At 31.3% G+C, this 22,361-nt stretch carries 25 protein-coding genes; 20 read left to right on the forward strand and 5 right to left on the reverse strand.

Going from position 1 to position 22,361, the window contains the following annotated elements; genetic code table 11:
• Positions 1-22: 22 nt before the first annotated feature.
• The 3 genes from CLJU_RS06635 to CLJU_RS06645 form a co-directional block, all read right to left on the reverse strand.
• Complete coding sequence (locus tag CLJU_RS06635; RefSeq protein ID WP_041705063.1) at positions 23-223, reverse strand: hypothetical protein; 201 nt, start codon at positions 221-223, stop codon at positions 23-25.
• 114 nt (positions 224-337) lie between these two features.
• Positions 338-2,314: a glycoside hydrolase family 127 protein gene (locus CLJU_RS06640; RefSeq protein ID WP_013238017.1), complete on the reverse strand. Its 1,977-nt coding sequence runs from the start codon at positions 2,312-2,314 to the stop codon at positions 338-340.
• 22 nt (positions 2,315-2,336) lie between these two features.
• Complete coding sequence (locus tag CLJU_RS06645) at positions 2,337-3,728, reverse strand: glycoside-pentoside-hexuronide (GPH):cation symporter (protein WP_013238018.1); 1,392 nt, start codon at positions 3,726-3,728, stop codon at positions 2,337-2,339.
• 133 nt (positions 3,729-3,861) lie between these two features.
• Here CLJU_RS06645 and CLJU_RS06650 point away from each other — a divergent pair, with 133 nt between their 5' ends.
• The 10 genes from CLJU_RS06650 (at position 3,862) to def (ending at position 13,335) form a co-directional block, all read left to right on the forward strand.
• On the forward strand, positions 3,862-4,848 hold the full coding sequence (locus CLJU_RS06650) for an AraC family transcriptional regulator (RefSeq protein WP_013238019.1): 987 nt from the start codon (positions 3,862-3,864) through the stop codon (positions 4,846-4,848).
• 120 nt (positions 4,849-4,968) lie between these two features.
• A complete protein-coding gene (locus tag CLJU_RS06655; RefSeq protein WP_013238020.1) occupies positions 4,969-5,196 on the forward strand; it encodes a BlaI/MecI/CopY family transcriptional regulator in 228 nt (75 codons plus the stop codon).
• Positions 5,197-5,368: 172 nt separating this feature from the next.
• Positions 5,369-6,520 carry a S8 family serine peptidase gene (locus CLJU_RS06660; protein WP_013238021.1) on the forward strand — a complete coding sequence of 384 codons (1,152 nt, stop codon included), beginning with the start codon at positions 5,369-5,371 and terminating at the stop codon, positions 6,518-6,520.
• Between the two features lie 152 nt (positions 6,521-6,672).
• Complete coding sequence (locus tag CLJU_RS06665) at positions 6,673-7,236, forward strand: sigma-70 family RNA polymerase sigma factor (RefSeq protein WP_013238022.1); 564 nt, start codon at positions 6,673-6,675, stop codon at positions 7,234-7,236.
• On the forward strand, positions 7,230-8,693 hold the full coding sequence (locus CLJU_RS06670) for a DUF4179 domain-containing protein (RefSeq protein ID WP_406541103.1): 1,464 nt from the start codon (positions 7,230-7,232) through the stop codon (positions 8,691-8,693). The genes CLJU_RS06665 and CLJU_RS06670 overlap by 7 nt, the downstream gene beginning before the upstream one ends.
• Positions 8,694-9,110: 417 nt before the next feature.
• Positions 9,111-9,902, forward strand: coding sequence for an IclR family transcriptional regulator (locus CLJU_RS06675; protein WP_013238025.1), 792 nt, complete (start codon positions 9,111-9,113; stop codon positions 9,900-9,902).
• A 77-nt stretch (positions 9,903-9,979) separates the two neighbouring features.
• The gene (locus CLJU_RS06680) at positions 9,980-10,624 is read left to right on the forward strand and encodes a bifunctional 2-keto-4-hydroxyglutarate aldolase/2-keto-3-deoxy-6-phosphogluconate aldolase (RefSeq protein ID WP_013238026.1); all 645 of its coding nucleotides are present in this window, start codon (positions 9,980-9,982) and stop codon (positions 10,622-10,624) included.
• Between the two features lie 159 nt (positions 10,625-10,783).
• On the forward strand, positions 10,784-12,082 hold the full coding sequence (locus CLJU_RS06685) for an MFS transporter (protein WP_013238027.1): 1,299 nt from the start codon (positions 10,784-10,786) through the stop codon (positions 12,080-12,082).
• Complete coding sequence (locus tag CLJU_RS06690) at positions 12,082-12,657, forward strand: P-loop nucleotide/nucleoside kinase family protein (RefSeq protein WP_013238028.1); 576 nt, start codon at positions 12,082-12,084, stop codon at positions 12,655-12,657. Before CLJU_RS06685 ends, CLJU_RS06690 begins: the two co-directional genes overlap by 1 nt.
• A gap of 225 nt (positions 12,658-12,882) precedes the next feature.
• Positions 12,883-13,335 carry a peptide deformylase gene (def, locus tag CLJU_RS06695; RefSeq protein ID WP_013238029.1) on the forward strand — a complete coding sequence of 151 codons (453 nt, stop codon included), beginning with the start codon at positions 12,883-12,885 and terminating at the stop codon, positions 13,333-13,335.
• A gap of 180 nt (positions 13,336-13,515) precedes the next feature.
• On the opposite strand, the gene CLJU_RS22560 is transcribed toward def, so the two are convergent.
• On the reverse strand, positions 13,516-13,689 hold the full coding sequence (locus tag CLJU_RS22560; protein ID WP_013238030.1) for a hypothetical protein: 174 nt from the start codon (positions 13,687-13,689) through the stop codon (positions 13,516-13,518).
• 235 nt (positions 13,690-13,924) lie between these two features.
• On the opposite strand from CLJU_RS22560, the gene amrA reads away from it, so the two are divergent.
• Together amrA and amrS are read left to right on the forward strand one after the other, a co-directional pair.
• Entirely contained in the window at positions 13,925-15,325 is a 1,401-nt protein-coding gene (gene amrA / locus CLJU_RS06700; protein WP_013238031.1) for an AmmeMemoRadiSam system protein A, read from the forward strand.
• Between the two features lie 29 nt (positions 15,326-15,354).
• The gene (gene amrS / locus CLJU_RS06705) at positions 15,355-16,341 is read left to right on the forward strand and encodes an AmmeMemoRadiSam system radical SAM enzyme (RefSeq protein ID WP_013238032.1); all 987 of its coding nucleotides are present in this window, start codon (positions 15,355-15,357) and stop codon (positions 16,339-16,341) included.
• A 41-nt stretch (positions 16,342-16,382) separates the two neighbouring features.
• Here amrS and CLJU_RS06710 read toward each other — a convergent pair whose 3' ends face one another.
• Positions 16,383-16,955: a helix-turn-helix domain-containing protein gene (locus tag CLJU_RS06710; RefSeq protein WP_013238033.1), complete on the reverse strand. Its 573-nt coding sequence runs from the start codon at positions 16,953-16,955 to the stop codon at positions 16,383-16,385.
• Between the two features lie 125 nt (positions 16,956-17,080).
• On the opposite strand from CLJU_RS06710, the gene CLJU_RS06715 reads away from it, so the two are divergent.
• The 8 genes from CLJU_RS06715 to CLJU_RS06750 all read left to right on the forward strand — a co-directional run bounded on the left by CLJU_RS06715 (position 17,081) and on the right by CLJU_RS06750 (position 22,185).
• Positions 17,081-17,782: an AzlC family ABC transporter permease gene (locus CLJU_RS06715; RefSeq protein ID WP_013238034.1), complete on the forward strand. Its 702-nt coding sequence runs from the start codon at positions 17,081-17,083 to the stop codon at positions 17,780-17,782.
• Positions 17,783-17,792: 10 nt separating this feature from the next.
• Positions 17,793-18,101: an AzlD domain-containing protein gene (locus CLJU_RS06720; RefSeq protein ID WP_242825716.1), complete on the forward strand. Its 309-nt coding sequence runs from the start codon at positions 17,793-17,795 to the stop codon at positions 18,099-18,101.
• A 122-nt stretch (positions 18,102-18,223) separates the two neighbouring features.
• A complete protein-coding gene (locus tag CLJU_RS06725) occupies positions 18,224-19,321 on the forward strand; it encodes a helix-turn-helix domain-containing protein (protein ID WP_013238036.1) in 1,098 nt (365 codons plus the stop codon).
• A gap of 177 nt (positions 19,322-19,498) precedes the next feature.
• A complete protein-coding gene (locus CLJU_RS06730) occupies positions 19,499-19,756 on the forward strand; it encodes a DUF2442 domain-containing protein (RefSeq protein WP_013238037.1) in 258 nt (85 codons plus the stop codon).
• Positions 19,757-19,906: 150 nt separating this feature from the next.
• Positions 19,907-20,251, forward strand: coding sequence for a phenylpyruvate tautomerase MIF-related protein (locus tag CLJU_RS06735; protein WP_013238038.1), 345 nt, complete (start codon positions 19,907-19,909; stop codon positions 20,249-20,251).
• Positions 20,252-20,338: 87 nt separating this feature from the next.
• Positions 20,339-20,677 (forward strand): arsenate reductase family protein, encoded by a 339-nt coding sequence (locus tag CLJU_RS06740; RefSeq protein ID WP_013238039.1) that lies wholly within the window; start codon positions 20,339-20,341, stop codon positions 20,675-20,677.
• A gap of 4 nt (positions 20,678-20,681) precedes the next feature.
• Positions 20,682-21,848, forward strand: a complete 1,167-nt coding sequence (locus tag CLJU_RS06745; RefSeq protein ID WP_013238040.1) for an AI-2E family transporter — start codon at positions 20,682-20,684, stop codon at positions 21,846-21,848.
• Positions 21,849-21,999: 151 nt separating this feature from the next.
• On the forward strand, positions 22,000-22,185 hold the full coding sequence (locus CLJU_RS06750) for a hypothetical protein (protein ID WP_023163166.1): 186 nt from the start codon (positions 22,000-22,002) through the stop codon (positions 22,183-22,185).
• Positions 22,186-22,361: the final 176 nt, after the last annotated feature.

A 22,361-nucleotide genomic window follows, 5' to 3' on the forward strand; every position in this document is an offset into this window, starting at 1 on the left:
CCTTTTTATCTATTTAAGTGAGCTATTTATAGTCTTTTTTATGTTTAGAGCCAATGGATAGGCTTAGAAAAATTAGAATAACTAATGTTCCTGCAATGATTATAGTATTAGTGTTATTAGCAATCTTATTGCGACTTACCAAGAATGCTAAGTAACCAAGTGCAATCTGAAACAACCAGGAGAGAATCGGCTGACCTCCCCAAACTTTCATTAAAAATTTCAATACTTTTCCCTCCTATATTGTATTATGATATTTGTACAAACTGGATTTGAGAGAATTATAAAAAATTTTTTAGAAGAAGATAATAATTTTATGAATATTGTCTGATATACATAGTTAATACTCTTTATTAAGCCAAACTGACATTTGTCCATCATCACGGTTTCCCCATGCGTAGTATGGAATTAAACTCAATTTGGATTCATGCCAATCATATGGCTTATTTGATACTGTTGTATAGAGTAAATCATCTTTACTATCCTCATTTAGAACCTCAGCATCAACTTTAATAGTTCCTATTCCATTTAATAAATGATCATTATAATGATAACGTGCTTGTGCTTGTTCTTTTATGCGATATAACCACAATGGAGCAGAATTATCCATTTCTTCAGCACAATACACTATTGGGCCACGCTGAACTGCAACCTTGCCTAAGTCGTTCTTAACTCGGTTATTTGCTCGTATGAACTGGATGCACATGTCAAGGCTTAAATCAATTTGCATTTGTGATGATTCTACAAAAATGTATACAAAGCCGCTTTTCACAGGCAAGTTAACATCCTTCTTATTAACTTGAAGTTTGTAGTTACATTGTGACCAACTAGGAATACGAATACCAAACTTAAATTTATTTTCACCAGGGTTTTTTATTTTATAGCTAATATTTCCATCCCATGGGAAGTTGTTACTCTGTATAATAGAAATATTGTTATCAAAGTTAGCTTCATTAGATATAAATTGGTGAGAAAGAATAGTGGAACCATGAACAGTATAAATGTATTGATCAACGGAAGCTATTAAACGGGCAACATTACTTGGACAGCAAGCACAGCCGAACCAATCGGCACGTCGAGTTAAAATGTGTGATTTCCCTGGATTGCCTTTACTTGCTGTTGGATCTGCTTCCAATGGATTGACATAGAAAAAATGTTTGCCATCCAATGATATACCACTAAGTGATCCATTAAAGAGTTCCTTTTCCAAAATATCTCCATATTCACCTTCGGGCTCAATTTGAAGCATCTGCTTAGCAAAGAAAGTCATACCTACAGATGCACATGTTTCACCATACATAGTGTCATTTGGTAAGTCATAATCATATGTAAATGATTCTCCGGTAGTAGTAGATCCTATATTACCAGTGACATACATACGCTTTTTAACAATGTTATTCCAAAATCGTTTGCATACAGTTAATAAATCTTGATCGCCTGTTAATCGAGCAACATATGCAATACCAGTACATAGATATACTACACGAACTGCATGACCTTCAGCTGTTTCCTGATCTACAATTGGTTCTGCAGCTTGATAATAGCTCAACGGAAAATTTCTCATGCCTTCGATCAAGTCGTGATCAAATCCATCTTGTTCAATCTGATGATCAAAAAACTTAGGATCTTGTCCTCGTTGCTTCAAGAAATAGTATGCTAAATTCAGGTATTTTTTTTCATGTGTTAATTCGTATAAACGCGATAAAGCCAGTTCAATTTCAGGGTGACCATCATATCCAGGAATTTTTCCTTTTTCTAAGCCAAAATTGTTATCAATGCAATCTGCCATCTTACGAGCAATATTTAGAGCTTTCTCATTACCAGTAACTTGGTAGTAAGCTACTGCAGCCTCGATATAATGTCCCATTGTATATAATTCGTGTGACTGCTTTAATCTTTTGAATTTTCGCTCTGGAGCTTCAATCTGGAAATACGTAGACAGATAACCGTCGTATTCCTGTGCTTCGGCAATTAAATCAATTAATTTATCAGCTATTTGTTTCAAATCGTCATTTGGATGATAGCGAAGGGAGTATGCCACAGCTTCGAGCCACTTGTACACGTCGGTATCTTGGAAAGGAAAGCCGCTATGATGCCCCTTTATTTTGCTAGCGACAATTTTTAAATTAGCAATAGCATGGCTGTTTTTAGTTGTTCCATTTTTTTGAGGGTCATCAGCAATATGAATATTTGCTTCATCATTCATTACCGACCATTGATAAGGCAAAACTTCTTTGACAATTAGTTCTCGATAACGATTCCAAAACTCAGAGGTGATTTTAACATTATTTAATTCTAAATTAGTACAAGTTTGCATTTTTTCTACACTCCTTTTTGAATCACTCATTTACTGAGAACTTTTGGCTAGTGCGCCTTTTAGTTAAGTCTGCTTGAACAATAGGTTCATGTTCTTCATATTTTTTATACATAAGTAAAGGTATTATGTTGATAATGAAAATAATAATTGGTAACCATATAAATGAGAATTTAATTGCTGCTAACGAACCAGCTGTTTGAGCATGATCTGGAACATAATTAAACATTTTCATAATAATTGATGGAATAAATGATCCAAAGCCAGAACCCATTTTAATACAAAAAGAGCTTCCAATTGCGGTCAAAAATCCACTAGCTCGGATACCATTTTTCCATTCACCATAATCAACCGTATCACCTACCATTGCAAAGAACATTGTGCATGCTATTCCACTGCCAATACATGCTATACACCAGCCAACTAGCATTGCATCAACATTTTTTCCGACTAATGCCATTAGAAGCTGACCTATACAAGCTAAGATTAATCCTAATACCGTAGTTCCCCATTTTTTAAATAGTTTAACAATTATTGGTACAGAAGCCATGCCAATAACTTGAATAATTGTAAATCCATTAAAGACTGAAATTAGAGATTGATTATTCATATTGTATTGGAAATAGTAGGCTAGTGTAGAATTACGAGACATAAAACCTGTCCAATAAATTACATTGGCAAGCACGATTAGTACCCAAGGCCAGTTACATTTAGCAGCCTTAAAGCTTTGCTTAAGAGGAATTACTTTCTCGTGCTCAATATTTTTTTCACGCATGTCAGCAAAAGCAATTAATAGTAGTATAATTGCGACAATTGCATATATCAGAACAGCTAAAGACCAGCCTCTTTGCTTATTACTTCCCCCTAAATAGTTTGCTAAAGGTAAAATAAAGGTAATTGCAAAAAAGTTTCCGATATTTCCACCAACCATCCTGAAGGAATTTGCTATAGTTCGATCTTCTGAATTAGACGTTAAATTTGGCAAGACTGAGGTTATAGGAGTAGACATTCCCGTATAAGAGATACCTGCCAAGATATACATAACACCTGCATAGACTACCTTAGCTGTTCCTGAAAGATTAGGAGTAGTAAATAGTAGCCATACAAAAATAGCAAATGGAAAGCTCATCCACAAGAACCAAGGACGACTTTGTCCATATTTACTATGAGTGTGGTCAATGATAATTCCCCATATGGGAGCATCTAAAGCATCAAAGAATCTAGCAATAAGTAATAATATACCTGCTACACCAACTGATAAACCAAATACTTCAGTAAAGAAATAAAGTAGATAACTACTGATAATGCAGTACAACAGGTTACCGGACATATCTGTAAATGAGTATGTGATTTTACGGTGCAGTGGTAATTTATCATCCTGAGCCACTGTACCTTGACTGTTTTGAATAGTAGTCATTTTTTTAATATCCTCCTTTAAAAGTAATTTGTTACAATTTGAATTGTAACCCTTTCCAAATTTATTCTCAATGACTATAATAGTAATTATGGTGGACATTTCCGACTTTACAAAAAGAAAGGGTGTATGATTTATGTTTTACTATTCATTTTCTTTATTAGATCCGGTTTTATATTATAAAGGTGGAGAATTTTCAGCAGATATTCCTTGGCAGCATAATCCGATGTATCACAGAGGAGATTATGAAATTATAGTTTGTATGAAAGGAACATTTTATATTCAAGTAAAGTCTACTCGATATGTCATTAGACAGCATGATGTTCTTCTAGTTCCTCCGTTTTCCAAGATGTTTGGCTATCGTAAGTCAGCTTCACCTGTTGACTTTTACTGGCTGCATTTCTTTATCAAGAAAAAGCCTACTTTAATTTATGAAACTGGATTAGCCAGTAAGGTCTTTGGTATGTCTTCAGATTACTCAAGAAATTCAAATTTAGATGATCCGGTAATTCTTCCTTCACAATTTCATCTTCAAGATATGGGAAAGTTTATTATTCTAGTTCACCAAATATTAGATGTTTCTAGTAGAAATCGATATGGTCAACAAGAAAGTGATTATTTGATGACTGCATTTCTAATTGAATTAAGTAATCATTTTCTTAATCAATGTTTAGAACAAAAAGGGTATATAAATAAAATTGCTCGATTAAAAGAATGGATTCGTGCAAATATGTCTTCTGATTTAAATGTAAAACAAATAGCTGATGCAACACAACTTAACGCTGATTATTTAACTCGATTATTTAAACGTTATACAGGAATGACAACGTTACAGTACCTCACTAGATTAAAAATAGAAGTTGCTCAATTGCTTTTATTGCGTACTAATTTAACGGTTAAACAGATTTCAATTTATGCTTATTTTACAGATGAAAAGCTTTTTATGAGACGTTTTAAGGCACAAACTGGACTTACTCCAACTGAGTATAGGAATGCTTATACACACACACATCTAAACAATCCTCATATTGATCCCAAAATACCTGTGCCTAAACGAATAGAAGATAAAATTGATAATATAATTGATAATGTAAATGAAGGATTTACGGATACTAGTAAGTAAAATTAGAAGAATATTTAGGAACTATATTGTTTTTAATAAAAAGTATTGAAAATAATTTGAGAAAGAAATAATATAATATTATAGATTACAATTGTAATTATATTTTTAGGAAGAGTTACCATGACAAATATCCCAAAAATATCTGAATCAGAGTGGGAAGTAATGAAAGTTATATGGATTAAAAATCCTTGTTCTGCAAATGAAATAATAAAGCAGTTGGAAGATAGTACAAGTTGGAAGCCTAAGACAGTTAAGTCACTTATAAGCAGACTTTTAAAGAAAAATGTAATTGGATTTAATGAAGAGGTTAGAACTTATTATTATTATCCTTTAGTTGATGAAAAGTAATGTGTGAGACAGGAGAGGATTTAGACGATTTGAAAAAAATATTAAATGATAGGAATTAGAAGCTTATGTTTAAATTTGTTATTTTATATAAATGGGTTTTATATTTATCACTTCTAGCTAGTTTTTTAATATGTGAATAAGTTTAAAATTTTATATAAAGGAGATTTAGAAAATGAGGAAAAAAATTTTAATTATTACGATTACAATTGTAATTTTATTCGCAATTGGTGGAGGTATTTTTGTCAAGAATGTTATAGAAAGAAATAATCCAAAAAACTGGGGAGTTAATCCTTTGAAACTTCCTGATGTAGTTACAGATAAAGTTTTGCAAAAACATAATTCAGACCTTGAGGGTGTATATGGATTTCAGGGAAAAGATATGTCTAAAAAGGATTTGTCACAGGTTTCCTTAGATGTTATTTCAAATATAAGCTTTGATAAGTCTACAAAGTGGCCTCAAAAAAGCAACCTTCCAGCTGGATATGATCCAAACAAGTGGTTTGATATGGGTAAAGACCCAGGACTTAATTTAAGCAAAATTCATGAAAAGGGAATTACGGGAAAAGGAATAAGTGTGGCAGTGATAGATAAGCCGATAAGGTCAACTCATGATGAATTTAAGGGCAGGATGAATTACTATAAAATAGGAATACCTCAAACAAAGCCTCATTTTCACGGATTAGCTTGTGCTTCTATTCTAGCAGGTAAAACTTGTGGAGTAGCAAGTGAATCAAAATTGTATTATTTTGCAACACCTGATTTATGGATTAAATCAGCAGATTATATTAAGGCTGTGAATAAAATCATTGAAATCAATAAATCACTTCCTAAGAATGAAAAAATAAGAATTGTATCTGTATCAGATGATGTAGATAAGGATAATAAAAACTATAGCAAATGGCAGAAAACTTTAAAGAAAGCCAATTCTGAAGGACTTACAGTAGTACATGCAGATTTATTTAACAAGGAAAAGTTTAGCTTGGGTGGATGTGATGCTTCAAAGGATAGAAATAATCCGCTAAATTATAAGCTAAGTAAATTTTATTGGGATGAAAAGAAGATAGATAAGTCTAACATAATGGTTCCATTGGATTTTAAAACTACTGCTGATAATCGTTCTGATGCTGCCTATGTTTATTGGGGCGAAGGAGGAGTTAGCTGGGCGATTCCTTATGTTACAGGACTTGCAGCTTTGGCATGGCAGGTAAAACCAAATCTAACGTTTGATCAAATATTAGATAAGCTTATAGAAACAAAAACTACTACATCAGAAGGCAGATATATAATTGATCCAGAAAAATTTATAAATTCTATAGCTAAATAAATTATATTAAAAAATGATTTCTATATTTATAGAAATCATTTTTTTAAGTTATAATAGTTCTTAAATTAACCCTAAATTTAATAAAAATTGATGTCAGAAAATATATTGTATCTTCGTATTAATATGTGAGAAGCTTCTTAAGGAGGAAAAATGTGAAGATAGATGAAAATAATTTTATAGAACAGATAAAAAAGAAAAATCCCAAAGCTATTGAATTTGTAGTGGATAAATATAGTAATTTGGTATTTAAGATAGTGCTCACAGTGTTGAATTCTAAGTTTGAATCACAGCATTCGGAAGAATGTGTAAATGATGTGTTTTGGGCTGTGTGGAACAATATTGAAAGCTTTGACAACGAAAAGGGAAACTTTAAATATTGGATTACAGCTATAGCAAAGTATAAATCTATAGATTGTAAAAGAAAACTTTTTAGCAAAGGTACAGATAAAAGTATAGATGATTACAGACTTGAGGATGAACTTAATGTAGAAAATGAATTGATATCAAGGGAAAATAAGGAGGAACTTTTAAAGGCTTTAGATATTATGAAACCTCAGGACAAGGAGATATTTGTGAGAAGGTATTTTCTATATGAAGGAATAGAAAACATAGCAAAGAGCTTTGGAGTTGATAGGAGCTTAATTGACAAGAGACTTTCAAGGGGACGTAAATTTTTGAAAGAAAAACTTATAGTCTTGAAGGGAGAAATATTATGAATATGAATGATTTTAATATGGAAGAAAAAGATATATATAAATTGTTTAACGATGTAAAGATTGAAGAAAGCGAGTTTGATCCTATGGATGAAGAAGTTACTGATATAGAAAAACAGAAGATAAAGAAAAATTTAAAGAAAAGAATAAAAGGTCAGAGAAAATTTAAAGCATTAAAATATTTTTCTATAGCAGCAGCATTAGGTTTGATATGTACTATAGGTATAGGTACTATTTCTCCAGCCTTTGCAGAAAATATTCCAATTTTAAATTCTATAACACAAAAACTAAATGATGAATTTGGTTCTCATGGATCTTATGCCGAGTATTCTCAAATTGTAAATAAACCTGTTACGAGCAATGGGATAACTCTTACTATAAATGAAGTAATAGCAGATGATTCAAAGCTTGTGATAGGCTATACGATAAAAAGTAATAAAAAAATTCAAAATTTAGAGACATTTAGTTTGAGCATGTTTTTGAAAGTTGATGGAAAAATGTCTGGTTCTACTGGAAGTTCTGCAGGAAATTATATTGATGATCACACATATGTTAAAAGTGAAGAAATTCATACTGATTTAATAAAGAATGCTTCAAAGAAGATTAACATAGCTTTAAATGTGGATGAGATATCAAATATAAAAGGAAAGTGGAACTTTGCTTTTAGTGCATCAAAGGATCAGTTAGTTAAAAATAGTGTTGTATTTAAGCCAAATATTAAGCTGGATTTTCCAAATAGCATTGCAAAGGTAGATAAGATTGTTTTTTCTCCTATAGATACTTCTATCTTTGTAAGTGGAAATTATAAAGATAAGGAAAAGGTTAAAAAGAATATGGAGGTAAATCATGATGATAGCTTAATGGATTATGATTATTGGGTCGCTTATGATGACAAGGGAGTTGAACTTATACCTAAAGGGTTAGGCGGTGGAAGGGGTGATTCTAATACAGGAATATTCAATATTGAAATGCAATACAATAAACTTAATAAGATTCCAAAATATTTAACGATTGTTCCATGCAAAATTACTCCTTCAGCTGGAGGCAGTGAGAGTATTGATAAGAATGGTAAAGAAGTACATTACACTGTTAAAAGTAAAAAGCCGGTAGAAATAAGTAAGACAATTGATGGAGTGTATCCTATAGAACTTTCTCAAGGTAAAATGGGAAAGATTACAATAGAAAGTATAGAAACGGATAAGGATAGTACTACAGTTAAATACAGAGTAGATGGTAAAGCACCATATTTTCAGGCACAAGATCTTTGGATAAAAGATTCTAGTGGAAAAGAAGTGGATTACAAAAGCTATGATATAAGAAAAGATGACAGCAAGCCAAATGAATTTGTAAGGCAATTTAAGAAACTTGATCCAAATAAGAAATATACTATATTTACTAATGATTTTAGCAACGTGGAGTTCAGAGAGGACTTGAAATTTACAATTAATTTAAGTAAATAATATCAAGTGATTCTTAGGTTCAGGTGGAGTTTGCTTATAAGGAATACATTTTCTCCATCTGAACCTTAGAAGAACTTATCCAGGTGCGTAGCAGTGCTTATACCCCACTTTGAAGAAGATGGGGGTGTTAGCAATGGTAGCAATCGGATAAAAATTCCAGGTGATTCAATTAAATTACCTGGAATTTTTATATTTATAAGTCATAAAGTTTTTCTTTAACCAAGTAGTTTATCCAAAGGCTATTGTTTGTTGGTTCAGTTAAGTTAAACCTATAATTTATAAAAAAATATGACTATTTTTGAAAAAAAGAGACTTTGAAAAAGATATTGACAAGTCAGGGAAAAGTGTTTATAGTACAATTGTAGTGTTTGTGAACGCAGTTCACACATGCGAACAATAATTAACTAAGGTGATAGTATGTCTAATTATAAAGAAAATAAATCAGCAGCACGAGTAGTAGATATATTGGTACTATTGGCTCATAGTGGGAAGGCTTTAACATTAAATGAAATTTGTAGTAGTAAGGATTGGCCTAAAAGCAGTACCTTTGAATTGGTTCAAACTCTAGTAGGTAAAGGTATTCTTGAAATGGATGACAAGAGACTTAAAACCTATAGATTAAGTTTACTAGCATTTGAAATAGGAAGTGCATATCTTTCAAATTTAGGTGTTACTGATGTAGCAAGAGCATATATCCAGGAACTTAATAAAAAGACAGGTAGTACAGTATTTCTAGGAATAGAAGATAATGGAGATATTGTATATCTTGATAAAGCTGAGAATCACTCTATTATGAAACCTACAGCAAAATTGGGCTCAAGGCGTATTATATATACAACGGGGGTTGGTAAAGCATTACTTGCTGCATATACTGATGATAAAATTGTAGAAATACTTCAGAAGAAACCTTTGTTAGGCAAAACCAAATTTTCACATACGTCAGTAGATGATATACTAAGAGATATGCATGAAATAAAAAAACGTGGATATTCAATAGATGACCGTGAAGACAACATAGAGATGTATTGTATGGGTGCTGCAATTTACGATCAGTTTGGCAAACCAGTTGCTTCTATAAGTGTTGCAAGCTTATACAATTCAATGAATGATGAAAAAAAGCTATTTGTTTCTAATGCAGTAACAGATACTGCCATGCAAATTTCTAGAAGATTAGGTTATATGGGCAATAAATTATACATGGACAGATAAGATTATGCCATGTGTATAAATTTATTTTAATAAAATGTTATGGAGTACTTAATTTATTAAAAGGAGGAGTTTTTTGAATGTGGAAAAAACTAGAAAACCTAAAAAAGATTGAAGAAACTGGAATTCTTCTGATGATTCGTTTAGATAGTGAAGATGAAGCTATGAAGGTAGCTGAAGCAGCTATAAAGGGTGGAATTTTGGCACTAGAAATTACTATGAGTGTACCAAATGCACTTGGAATTGTTAAAAAGCTATCTGAAAAATATAAAGAAAAAGGACTTGTTATTGGAGTAGGAACTGTTCTTGATCCAGAAACCGCACGAGCAGCTATCCTTGCAGGTGCAAATATGCTTGTAAGCCCTAATTTAAATCCTGAAATGATTAAGATGGGAAAACGCTATCAAACAGTTATTATTAGTGGTGCATTTACACCAACAGAAATTGTAAATACCCTAGAAGAAGGTGCAGATATTGTAAAATTATTTCCAACTGAGTTCATTGGCCCAGCTTATGTCAAAACAGTTAAAGGTCCATTAGATCAAGCAGCTATTATGCCAAGCGGCGGAGTAACCCTAGAAAATGCCGGAGAATGGCTTCAAGCAGGGGCAACATGCCTTGGAGTTGGCAGTGGTATAACTAAAGCAGCTCAAAAAGATGGCGATTACACAAAAGTAACTAAAGCAGCTGAACTATTTTTAAAAGTAGTTAAAGAAAGCCGCTAAAATAATTAAAAATTCAAATTGTCTCGTATTGCATGGACACCTTTGCAAAGGCATTTGACGGTGTAACTTTGCAAAAGTAAGTGCAGTACCTGAAATCACACATAAAGAACGATTGCAAATTGTGAAAACGGTTAATTACGTATGATTGGAGGATTAATAATGAAACAAGAAGAAAACATGTCTAATACACAATCTATGGATAATTCTAAAAGTAAATTAAACATTCGCTGGGCTTTTGTCATTTTACTACTAATTGGGGCAATTGTCAATTATTTAGATAGGGCAAATCTTAGTGTTGCCAATACGACTATTGCAAGGGAATTTCATTTATCATCAACTCAAATGGGGCTTTTGTTATCTGCATTTTTGTGGCCCTATGCAATTGCAAATTTGCCATCTGGATGGTTAGTAGATAAATTTGGACCCAAAAAGATGTTTTCATTTGCATCAGGATTTTGGTCTACGGCAACTATTATATGTTCTTTTATAAGTTCATATCCACTATTTTATTTAATGCGTATGATTTTGGGAGTAGCTGAGTCACCATTTTTTACAGCTGGCCTTAAAGTAAATCAGAGGTGGTTTTCAGATGAAGAAAGAGGATTACCGGTTGCAATTATAAATACAGGCTCACAAATTTCTAATGCAGTTGCTCCACCAATTTTAACACTTTTGCTAGTTGCTTTTGGATGGAGGAGTATGTTTGTTATAATAGGTGTACTTGGTATTTTGGTTTTATTAGTATGGCAAAAACTATATAGAGATCCTACATCTGAAGAAACAATTGCAATAAAAGGTTCCCTAGAAGCTGCCCAAGAAGTTAGAAAATCAGGCAAACAAGCTTCATGGGGAGAATTATTTAAACATAGAAACACATGGTTTATGATAATAGGAAACTTCGGAATAATGTTTACTATATGGGTATACTTAACATGGCTTCCATCTTACTTACAAAAGGAGCGTGGTTTTAGTTTAACTCAAAGCGGTTTTATAGCTTCTCTTCCATATATATGTGGTATTGTAGGGGTACTTTTAGGTGGAACTATATCAGATTACTTAATTAAAAAGGGTGTCCAGGCTATAACTTCACGTAAATTTCCTATAGTTGGAGGAGCCCTTCTTGCAGCAATATCTACAGCTCCACTTCCATTTATAAAGAGTACTAGTGTAATTATTGTACTTCTTTGTGTTGGATACTTTGCATCACAATTGCCTTCAGGAGTTATATGGACTCTTGCAGCTGATGTTGCACCAAGTGATCAAGTTGCATCACTAGGAGCAATCCAAAATTTTGGTGGATTTTTAGGAGCAGCAATAGCACCAATAGCAACAGGAATTATACTTGACAAAACAGGAACTATAGGCGGTGTATTCCTAATAGGGGCAGGACTCCTTATCCTTGGAGCTATTTCATATGGAATATTTTTAAAGCCGGTAAATATGGGAGGCGCAAATTAATGACTCCGAGAGCTGTATTTTTAGTTGGACCTGCTGGTTCTGGAAAATCAACAGTTGGAAAACTTATTGCATCACATTTTCAATTTGCATATTTAGATAAAGATGTAGTGTGTAATAAATTTACGGGTAAATTGCTAGAAACTCAAGGAATTTCTCCTGATGCTCGTGATGGTTGTGAATTTTATCAAAAGCGGATTATGCCGATGGAATACGAGACTTTGCTTCAAATAGCCGCAGACAATATAAAAAGTGGTATATCAGTAGTATTGGATGCGCCATTTGTAGGATATTTTACAGATGAAAACTATATAAATAAGTTAAAAGAAAAATATAGCCTTGAAAACTATGTTCCCTTGGTTTTAAGAGTATCAGTATCAGCTAAAGTATTACTTAAGAGAATTAGAGAGCGTAATTTTAAAAGGGATGAGTGGAAACTTAAAAACTGGGATATTTTTATAGATAGTTTAAAATCCAAACAGTGTCTATGGAAAAATGTTAAGATAAAGGAATTTGATAATAGTAACGAAGAGATTGACACAAATAATTTATTTAAAATAATAGAAGAAAACTGTTAATAGTGTTTTATTAACAAAGTTAGAAATGGGTATAGAGTTTTTTGAAAAACAAATCTATACCAATTATTTTATTATCTAGTTATCCTAAAATGTATCAATTTTAAAATTTTTATGGTATATGTAAGAAGTTACCATATTTAATTAGAAATGGTCAAGTATTGTTTATTGACAAAAAAAATTGCATAATATATAGTGAAAGAATATTTTGTGACGGAGGTTTTTGAAATGGCATTAAGAAATATACGTACTTTAGGTGATGAAATATTGAGGAAGAAGTGCCGGGCTGTAGAAAAAGTTGACGATAGAATTTTAACTTTACTTAAGGATATGGCAGATACGCTGCATAACACAGAAAATGGCGCGGCAATAGCAGCACCACAAGTTGGTGTCTTAAGAAGAGCAGTTGTTATAGACATGGGTGAAGGTATAATATGCCTAGTAAATCCAGAAATAATTGAAGAAGAAGGAAGCCAGGAAGTTATAGAAGGATGTTTAAGTATTCCTAATAAGTGGGGAAAGTTAATTAGACCTGCGAAGGTAAAAGTAAAAGCATTAAATGAAAAAGGTGAGGAATTTACAATAACAGGAGAAGGAGATTTAGCTAAGTGTTTATGTCATGAAATAGAACATTTAGATGGAATACTCTTTATAGATAAAGTAACAGAATTTATAGAATAAAGATAATACTAAAATGTATTGTATTTGTTTTAAAATAATATGACATATTAAATAATGTTTGATTTTTTATATTATATTTTTTGGACAACAAGTAATTATCGGATAGATTTGAAAAGACATGAAAGTGGTTTCTCCAACTTTATTTAGAGAAGCCACTTTTGTTATTTTTAAGTGTACAAGCTAATATCTACTGTGGGTGTCTTTTCCACAAACTTGGTAGCCTTTTTCACTGCTGTAAACCTTCCACTGAGTTCTTGCACCAAAGTCATTGTTATTTATATTTATAGGCTCTTCATCATTTTTTGATTTTTCTACCTTTTTATTATCAATTTTATCTCCTAGTTTTTTTGTCATAGAAAGCACCTCCTTTTATAGTTTTACTCCAAGATGTTTTTTTATGATATGTATCTTAAGGTTCTATTTCCATAAGATTATATTATTAAATAATTATAAATAATTAATAGAAAATGTTATAATTAACTAAATGGTAAAGATAACCTAAAATAAAAGAGAGTTACTAAATCATATTTTAGATAAAAATAGCAGATAATAAACGTAAAATATTAAATTATTAAAGTAAGGTGATATTATGGGAAAAATACATGGCTTTTATACAATGCCTCATCCTCCTATTGCAGTTCCTGAAATAGGACGCGGTCAGGAGATAAAAATAAAAAATACATTGGATGCCTGTTATAAAGTGGGTGAAGATATAGCATCTATAAAACCGGATACGATAATAATAATTACACCCCATGGACCAATGTTTAGTGATGCAATTGCAGTGTCTTATGAGAATAGTATCCATGGTGATTTAGGAAAATTTGGGGTTCCTGAGGTAAGTCAGAGTTCAAATATAAATCTGCCTTTAACAGAAAAGATAATAGAGTATTCAAAAGAACAAAATATTTTAATAGGAAAGATAACAACAAGGTCTGCCCAGGAATATGGGATGGAATATGAATTAGATCATGGTGCCTTAGTGCCATTGTACTTTGTAAATAAAAAGTATCCAAATTATAAGTTGGTTCATATAACTTATGGAATGCTTTCTAAAATGGAACTCTATAAATTTGGAATGTGTATTAAAAAAGCTGTAAATGAGGTCAATACCAAGGCAGTATTCATTGCCAGTGGAGATTTATCTCATAGACTTACAAAAGATGGACCTTATGAATACAGCCCTTATGGGGAAAAGTTTGATAGGGAAATAACTTCACTTCTTGAGAAGGGCGATGTTTTGAAAATATTTGATATGGATAAAGAAACTGTAAGTGAAGCAGGAGAATGTGGACTGAGATCTTACTATATAATGTTGGGAGCCATGGATGGATGCGACATTAAAGGTAAAATCCTATCTTATGAAGGTCCCTTTGGTGTTGGATATGGTGTAATGAGTTTTTCACTTAAAGATAATGGTAGAGACACTTATAGTAAATTAATAGAAGAAAGACAAAAAATAATTGCGGCAAAAAGAAAAACTGAAGATCCTTATGTAAAGCTTGCTCGTGAAAGTTTAACTTCTTATTTGGTTTATCATAAATATTTAGAAAATCCTGATTATGTAACTGACGAAATGAAAAATAGCAAAAGGGGAGTTTTTGTATCCATGAAGAAGGAAGGTCAGCTGAGGGGATGTATTGGGACTATTTTTCCAACAACAGAGAATATAGCTGAAGAAATTATCAAAAATTCCGTTTCATCAGGAATAAATGATCCTAGATTTATGCCAGTTAGAAAAGATGAGCTTGAAGATATAGATTTTTCCGTAGATGTGCTTACAAAGCCAGAAGAAGCTTCGAAAGGGGAACTTGACCCTGAAAGATATGGTGTAATAGTTCAAAAAGGTTCTAGATGCGGTCTTTTACTTCCAGACTTGGAAGGAGTGGATACTGTAGATAAACAGCTTCAAATTGCACTTGAAAAGGGAAACATATCTCCTAATGAAGACTATACTATTGAAAAGTTTGAGGTTATAAGGCATAAGTAAAGTTTTTGAGTATTGGAGGAAGATAACTTTTGTTACACGAAGGACTGTTTTATGAAAAACAGAATGATAGAGTAAAATGTATGTTATGTCCCCATAACTGCATTATAGGTGATAAAAAGCAGGGAAGATGTTCTGTTAGAACTAATGAAAATGGTGTGCTCCAAGCTACAAATTATGGTGAAATAACATCTATGGCAGTTGATCCAGTAGAAAAAAAACCTCTTTATCATTTTAAACCTGGTAGAAACATTCTGTCCGTAGGAAGTTTTGGATGTAATTTTTCCTGCAGCTTTTGTCAAAATTATACCATAGCCCAGTATAGACCTAAAAGTGAGTATGTGTCTCCTGAAAAATTAATAGAAGCATGCTTGGATATAAAAGATAATATAGGTATAGCTTTTACTTATAATGAGCCCAGTATATGGTATGAATATGTATATGAAACCTCGAAAAAGCTGAAAGAAAACCATCCGGAATTTAATGTAGTACTTGTTACAAATGGATATATTGAGGTAGAACCACTTCAAAAGCTTTTACCTTATGTAGATGCCATGAATATAGATTTAAAGGCATTTAATCCAAAATACTATAAAAAAGTATGTGGAGGAGATGTTGAATCCGTACTTAAAATTATAAGTGAATCAGCCAAGAAGACTCATGTAGAGGTAACCACGCTGCTTGTAAATGACCTAAATGATTCTGCTTCGGAAGTGGAAAGTATTGCTTCCTATCTTGGAAATTTAAATAGAGACATTCCGCTTCATCTGTCAAGATATTTTCCAACTTATAAGATGGATAGACCAGCTACAGATATAGATGTAATGGTAGAATCAAGAAAAATTGCAAAAAAATATTTAAATTACATCTACCTTGGAAATGTTCAAGGAGTTGACAGTTCTACATACTGTCCTAAGTGTGGCGAGCTTTTAGTAGAGAGAACCAGGTATTTCACTGAGGTTCGTATGGATAGCAATAAATGTCCTAAGTGTGGATTTCCTATAAATATAGTATTTTAAAAATTAAAGCAGGTGACTTTGCTAAGGTTACCTGCTTTAATTTATGGCAAATAGTATTTAAGATTCATTGGATAATAATTTAAGATGGTCATTTTAATCATTTCATTTGAATTATTTATATATGTATGGGTTTTAGAGGCATCAAATGAAATGGAATCTCCTGGACTTAAAACATAGGTCTTATTATCTGTTTCAAGAGTAAGCTCTCCATCAAAAACCAGAATGTACTCATACTCATCCTCACCGTGAGAATTTGAAGTATAGGAACTTTCTGTATCTAATTCAACTCTAAACAATTCAAAATTTCTTTCATTTTGAGTAGAAAAGTGGCAGTAAACTCTGTACTTTCCATCTTCACTGCATTGATTTATAGTGTTTTCTTTTTTTACTAAAGTAGTTTTACTTTTAGGCTCGTCTATAAGTACTGTATAGGGAACTTTAAGCCCATTTGCCAGTTTCCATATTGTATTTATAGTTGGGTTTGATTGACCTCTTTCTATTTGTCCTATCATAACCTTGCTAACACCTGAGAGTTCAGAAAGATTGCTTAAGCTGAGCTTTTTATCACTTCTGAGTTTCTTGAGATTTGAAGCAATTATATTATTTAAATTCATTTTATTTCACCTCTTGACAAATATAACGTACGGTTGTATAAATATAGTATATTAAATTAAATTATAACGTACGGTAGTTACATTATAACATACAAAATAGAACTATTAAATATTAGGGGGCAAAAATGGCTGAACAAGATACAACTTACTCAAACAAAAATTCTTTTATAAGTGGGGCAATAGATTGTATTCCAACTTTGTTTGGATATTTAAGCATAGGATTTGCCTGTGGGGTAGTGAGTAAATCCTGTGGGATGACTATCTTAGAAACAGTGGCGATGAGTACTTTCATATATGCAGGTTCGTCTCAATTTGCTGCTGCAGGAATGATACTGTCATCAGCATCAGTTCCAGGTGTAGTCTTGACTGTGTTTTTAGTAAATTTAAGACATCTTTTGATGAGTGCATCTATAGTACCTTATTTTAGTAAAAATTCACTTTTTAAAAATTTTACAGTAGGGGCACTTTTAACAGATGAAACTTTTGCACTTGCTTCATCAAAGGCAAATAGTGAAGACAAAATAGACTACAAGTGGATGATGGGAATAAACCTGACAGCCTATATAAATTGGATCTTTGCAACTTTTATCGGGGCATGCTTTAGCAGCTTGATATATGACTATAAAAAGTTTGGACTTGATTTTGCACTTCCAGCTATGTTCATAGGTTTATTGATTTCAAGTGTGAAGGAAAATTCTAATTTAAGAAGATCCTGTGTAATTATAATTTCCTCTGCTGTAATATTGATTATTTCTATTAAATTTTTATCTGCAAATACGGGAATTATGATTGCAGCCATACTTGGAGTAATTATAGGGGGGGAATAAGAAAGTGAATATGTATATCTGGTACATAATTATAGGCGGCTGTATAGTAACAATAATTCCTAGGATACTTCCTGTAATGTTGATTTCAAGAATTAATATAAATGATAGAACAGCGGAATTTTTAAAATATATTCCCATTTCTATTTTGACAGCCCTTGTAGTGTCATCACTGTTTATTTTAAATAATAAATTTTCTATAGATATAGCTACTGTACTTGCATCAATTATAACTGCAGTAGTAGCTGTTAAAAAGAATAATTTGCTTTTAACTGTAATAGTAGGGGTAATATCCATAGCAGTGTTAAGAATGATATTTTGATTTTTTAACTGGCGGTTAAGTTTTTTATATAAATTCAACTATGTGTCCATTGGTATAAGAGCTCTGATAAGGTATACTAAGTGTTGTAAGGCCTTATAATCAAATTATGGAGTGAATATGATATGGATAAGTTGCAGATAGGTGAAATAATATTTAAACTTAGAAAAGAGAAAGGAATTACACAGGATCAATTAGGAGGATTTATTGGAGTGTCTACAGCAGCAGTGTCAAAGTGGGAAAGTGGTAATTCCTATCCAGATATAACTCTTCTTCCTGTACTTGCATCATATTTTAATGTTTCTATAGATAAACTTTTGAATTATAAAATTGAACTCTCTGAAAAAGAAGTTATGGAGATATTTAAAAAATGTGAAGTATTGTTTAGTAGTGATAAAGTTGATGAAGGAATTGATAAATCCATGGAATACATATCAAAATATAAATCAAGTTATTATTTGAAATATATGATTGGAGGCCTGTTTAACATGTATTCATGGAAAAAGGGAGAAGAAAAGATAGAAAATATAATGCTTAAAAATTCTGTTGAATTGCTTGAAAATGTAGTGGAAAATTGTAATGATACAAAATTAGTTGAACAAGCACTATTTCAGCTTGGTGGTATTTATTCTTCCATTGGAGAAAATGATAAGGGAATAGAAGCTTTAAATAAAATTCATAAAAATCAATTTAATGTTGATTTTATGCTTGCAAATATATATTTAAGTAAAAATGAGATGAAAGAAGCGAGAAAGATACTTCAAAGTCAGCTGTGGAAAAATATATTTGGAATTAGTTTTACCTGTTTAGCATTGGCTAAATCTTATATTAAAGATAAAAACTCAGATGTTATAGATAAATATTGCAATTTGGCTGTAAGTGTTAAAAAGTTATTTTCTCCAGAATGTGATAAAGTTATTGGTATGCATGTAGAATATATGAATTTTGCACAAATTTATCTTAGGCTTGACGAAAATAAAAAGGCAATAGAAATGTTGTATAAGTGGATACAATGCATTAAAAATAATGATATAAATGCACCTAAAGATTTTTCATCTACCTGGTGTTTCAATGAACTTTCAGAAGGAGAACGTGCCTTTACTTTGGATTTGTATGAAAATATGATGAAGGTGTTAGAAGATCCAGTATTTGATCCTATTAGGAAAAGTAATGATTTTAAGGCTATTTTAAAAGATTTGAAGGAAATTAGAAAACTCAGATAGATTACGCTTAGTTCCATAATTGTAAATATTGTTTTTTAAAACTGTATAAAAAAATACGCCATATGGAGTATATTAAAAAATTTTTTTCTCTATACAATTGTAGTTGTATGGAGAAATTTTTTTGTTTTCAATTATAGTACATTTAGATCCAAAATAAGATAAAAGGAGATAAGCTAAATGAGTAAGATAATAAATGTTATACCAAACGATGATTATACACTTCTAATAGAATTTGAAGATGGCAGTAAAATTTTATTTAATATGAAAAGGCTAATAAAGACAATGCGTTACTTAAGTTTAACTGATATTGAGCGTTTCAAAAATGTAAGAATTAAGGACAAAGTAATTTCCTGGGATGATTTTGATAATTTAAAACCTCAAATGCTGCCGTTAGCTATTACACTTGACAATATTTTGCTTATGCTGAGAGACTAATATGTTAATTTGTTGTGTCTAGTTGTGAATAATGTTGGAAGACATAAAAAGATTTTGGTAAAAAATCTGATGATAAAGTATTATGAAAAAATAAAAAGTTACTGTATAATAATATTAATCCATTGTAAACAAAAGAAAGGAAGAATGTTTATGCCATACATAAATTCAAGATTAACAGTAAAACTTTCATATGAGCAAAAAAAGCGTATAAAGGATGAAATGGGAAAAATAATTTCAGAGATTCCTGGAAAATCCGAAGAATGGCTTATGGTAAGTTTTGATGATGATAAAACAATTTATTTTAGAGGAAATAAAATGGAAAAGGCTGCCCTTGTTGAAGTAAAAATATGTGGAACTACTGAAAGGACTTACAAAAATAAGGTTACTGATTTAATATGTTCTTTTTATCAATCAGAGTTCGATATACCAAAGGATAGTATATATGTAATCTTTAGTGAAATTAGCGATTGGGGATTCAATGGAAACTTATTCTAGACATTCAATTATGGGCTTGCGCCAGGCAGGTCTATTTTTTACAAGAAATCTGTGTATATTAAGCAATAATTTTAAGGAGAGTTAGAAATGAATATTCAAATATTTGGAGTGAAAAAGTGTTTTGATACAAAGAAAGCTGAACGCTACTTTAAGGAAAGAAGAATTAAATATCAATTTATAGATTTAAATATTAAAGAAATAAGTAAAAGGGAATTACAGAGCTTAAAGGCAGCAGTAGGTATTGATAATTTGATAAATAATAGGGTAAAAGAATATGATAAATTAAATATTGGATTAATAAGGAGCGGTGATATAAAAGAAGAGATACTTTTAAAGAACCCAAAGCTTTATAAAACTCCAATTGTTAGAAATGGGAAACAGGCTACAGTTGGATATGAGCCTTCAATTTGGAGTAAATGGGAGTGATCCAATGGAAATAGATAAAAAATTACTAAAATATTGTATATATGCAGGAGCAACAGTGATTCTAATTTATATTGGTATAGCATTTTTAAATAATATAGGTAATATATTTGCTCTACTGTGGAATCTGTTAAAAAAAATCATTAACCTTGCAAAACCTTTTGTTATGGCACTAATAATTGTGTACTTATTGAAACCAGGGGTAGAAAATATTGAAAAGTTCTTAGAAAAGAAAAAGATACTAAAAAAAGCATCCCACAGAAGAGTAATAGGAATTATAGGGGTGTATACATTAGTAGCAGCTATTTTTGCAGCCGTTGTAAGTGGAATATATATTATGATTGGTGGAAAACTCTCTCACAATACAAGTATAGCAAATATGGCATCGTATTTAAATGAATATTTAAATAACCCAACATTGTCAGTTAGTTCTGTTAGTGAAAAATTAAAAAGTTTAAATATTTCAATACCTACAAGTTTAAATGACAAGATTGCCCAAATAGTAAGTTATGTACAATCTTACTTTTCAGCAAGTATAGGAGCAATGACAAATTCTATTGTAGCTATAGTAAGCAATATAGCTCTATTTTTTATAGCAATAATATTAAGTATTTATTTAATACAAGATTCTGAGTATTTTGTAGGGTTATGGAATAAAATATTTAACCTTGCATTTGGAAAAAGTAAAACAGGGAGCAAATTAAAAGAAGTATTACATGTTATGGATGTTACATTTTATAAATATATAAGAGGACAATTGCTAGAGGCATCTATAGTGGGAGTTCTATCAGCTATTGTACTGTATTTTATTGGAATAGATTATGCTTTGGTTATAGGAATTATTGCAGGTATTTGTAATATGATACCATATATAGGAGCTGTTGTTGGAACTGTTTTGGCAGTAATTATGGCACTGTTAGGTGGACAACCTATTACAGCAGTATGGGCAATTATTGGAATGCTAGCAGTTCGGCAGGTTGATGATAGCTTATTGGCACCTAAAATTGTAGGAAATAGCGTAGGATTGCATCCCGTATTTACTATGATTGCAATACTTATAGGTGGAAATTTGGGGGGGCTTATAGGAATGCTTGTAGCTGTACCTACTGCTGCTTCACTAAAAGTACTATTGGGTAAATGGTATGCTTCTCACATGGAGAAGTCTGCATCTTAAAAAATAGTATTATTTTTTAAAAGTTCATAAAAAATACTCCATATGGAGTATTTTAAAAAAAGTTTTTCTCTATACAATTATAGTTGTATGGAGAATTTTTTTAGTTGATACAATTCTTCATGTGTAAAAAAGTTAAAGCGGAGGTATATAAATGAAATGGGAGGTAGTAAAAAGACAAACTAAAACTGGTATGTACATTAGTACAATAAAGTCATTTGAGTTTGATAAAGAGTCTAAAGGTAAAGCATATGATGGGGCATTAAAATATGCTAAACATAAGAATAAAATGTCATTTATAAAAAAATATTATTATGAGGTGGAATTTAATTGGCAATAATTTATATATTTTAAAACCACGATTGATTGTAAAAGCATCAATGAATCCTATTTAGTTAGAAAGGCAGAAAATGATGGGATGTAGATGTGCTTAAAGATAACAAAATATTTTGTAAGTTAATATTTTATTAAATATTTTGACAGAGTATACGAAAATAAAGTTAACCAAAAGAATGT

It is taken from the genome of Clostridium ljungdahlii DSM 13528, assembly GCF_000143685.1.
GTDB classification, from domain to species: domain Bacteria; phylum Bacillota; class Clostridia; order Clostridiales; family Clostridiaceae; genus Clostridium_B; species Clostridium_B ljungdahlii.

What these genes read in the sequence shown, in the direction of transcription:
- CLJU_RS06640 (WP_013238017.1), bottom strand. Translation starts at nt 2,314, where the DNA reads ATGCAAACTTGTACTAATTTAGAATTAAATAATGTTAAAATCACCTCT.
- CLJU_RS06645 (WP_013238018.1), bottom strand. Translation starts at nt 3,728, where the DNA reads ATGACTACTATTCAAAACAGTCAAGGTACAGTGGCTCAGGATGATAAA.
- CLJU_RS06650 (WP_013238019.1), top strand. Translation starts at nt 3,862, where the DNA reads ATGTTTTACTATTCATTTTCTTTATTAGATCCGGTTTTATATTATAAA.
- CLJU_RS06655 (WP_013238020.1), top strand. Translation starts at nt 4,969, where the DNA reads ATGACAAATATCCCAAAAATATCTGAATCAGAGTGGGAAGTAATGAAA.
- CLJU_RS06660 (WP_013238021.1), top strand. Translation starts at nt 5,369, where the DNA reads ATGAGGAAAAAAATTTTAATTATTACGATTACAATTGTAATTTTATTC.
- CLJU_RS06675 (WP_013238025.1), top strand. Translation starts at nt 9,111, where the DNA reads ATGTCTAATTATAAAGAAAATAAATCAGCAGCACGAGTAGTAGATATA.
- CLJU_RS06680 (WP_013238026.1), top strand. Translation starts at nt 9,980, where the DNA reads ATGTGGAAAAAACTAGAAAACCTAAAAAAGATTGAAGAAACTGGAATT.
- CLJU_RS06685 (WP_013238027.1), top strand. Translation starts at nt 10,784, where the DNA reads ATGAAACAAGAAGAAAACATGTCTAATACACAATCTATGGATAATTCT.
- CLJU_RS06690 (WP_013238028.1), top strand. Translation starts at nt 12,082, where the DNA reads ATGACTCCGAGAGCTGTATTTTTAGTTGGACCTGCTGGTTCTGGAAAA.
- def (WP_013238029.1), top strand. Translation starts at nt 12,883, where the DNA reads ATGGCATTAAGAAATATACGTACTTTAGGTGATGAAATATTGAGGAAG.
- CLJU_RS22560 (WP_013238030.1), bottom strand. Translation starts at nt 13,689, where the DNA reads ATGACAAAAAAACTAGGAGATAAAATTGATAATAAAAAGGTAGAAAAA.
- amrA (WP_013238031.1), top strand. Translation starts at nt 13,925, where the DNA reads ATGGGAAAAATACATGGCTTTTATACAATGCCTCATCCTCCTATTGCA.
- CLJU_RS06710 (WP_013238033.1), bottom strand. Translation starts at nt 16,955, where the DNA reads ATGAATTTAAATAATATAATTGCTTCAAATCTCAAGAAACTCAGAAGT.
- CLJU_RS06715 (WP_013238034.1), top strand. Translation starts at nt 17,081, where the DNA reads ATGGCTGAACAAGATACAACTTACTCAAACAAAAATTCTTTTATAAGT.
- CLJU_RS06720 (WP_242825716.1), top strand. Translation starts at nt 17,793, where the DNA reads ATGTATATCTGGTACATAATTATAGGCGGCTGTATAGTAACAATAATT.
- CLJU_RS06725 (WP_013238036.1), top strand. Translation starts at nt 18,224, where the DNA reads ATGGATAAGTTGCAGATAGGTGAAATAATATTTAAACTTAGAAAAGAG.
- CLJU_RS06730 (WP_013238037.1), top strand. Translation starts at nt 19,499, where the DNA reads ATGAGTAAGATAATAAATGTTATACCAAACGATGATTATACACTTCTA.
- CLJU_RS06735 (WP_013238038.1), top strand. Translation starts at nt 19,907, where the DNA reads ATGCCATACATAAATTCAAGATTAACAGTAAAACTTTCATATGAGCAA.
- CLJU_RS06740 (WP_013238039.1), top strand. Translation starts at nt 20,339, where the DNA reads ATGAATATTCAAATATTTGGAGTGAAAAAGTGTTTTGATACAAAGAAA.
- CLJU_RS06745 (WP_013238040.1), top strand. Translation starts at nt 20,682, where the DNA reads ATGGAAATAGATAAAAAATTACTAAAATATTGTATATATGCAGGAGCA.
- CLJU_RS06750 (WP_023163166.1), top strand. Translation starts at nt 22,000, where the DNA reads ATGAAATGGGAGGTAGTAAAAAGACAAACTAAAACTGGTATGTACATT.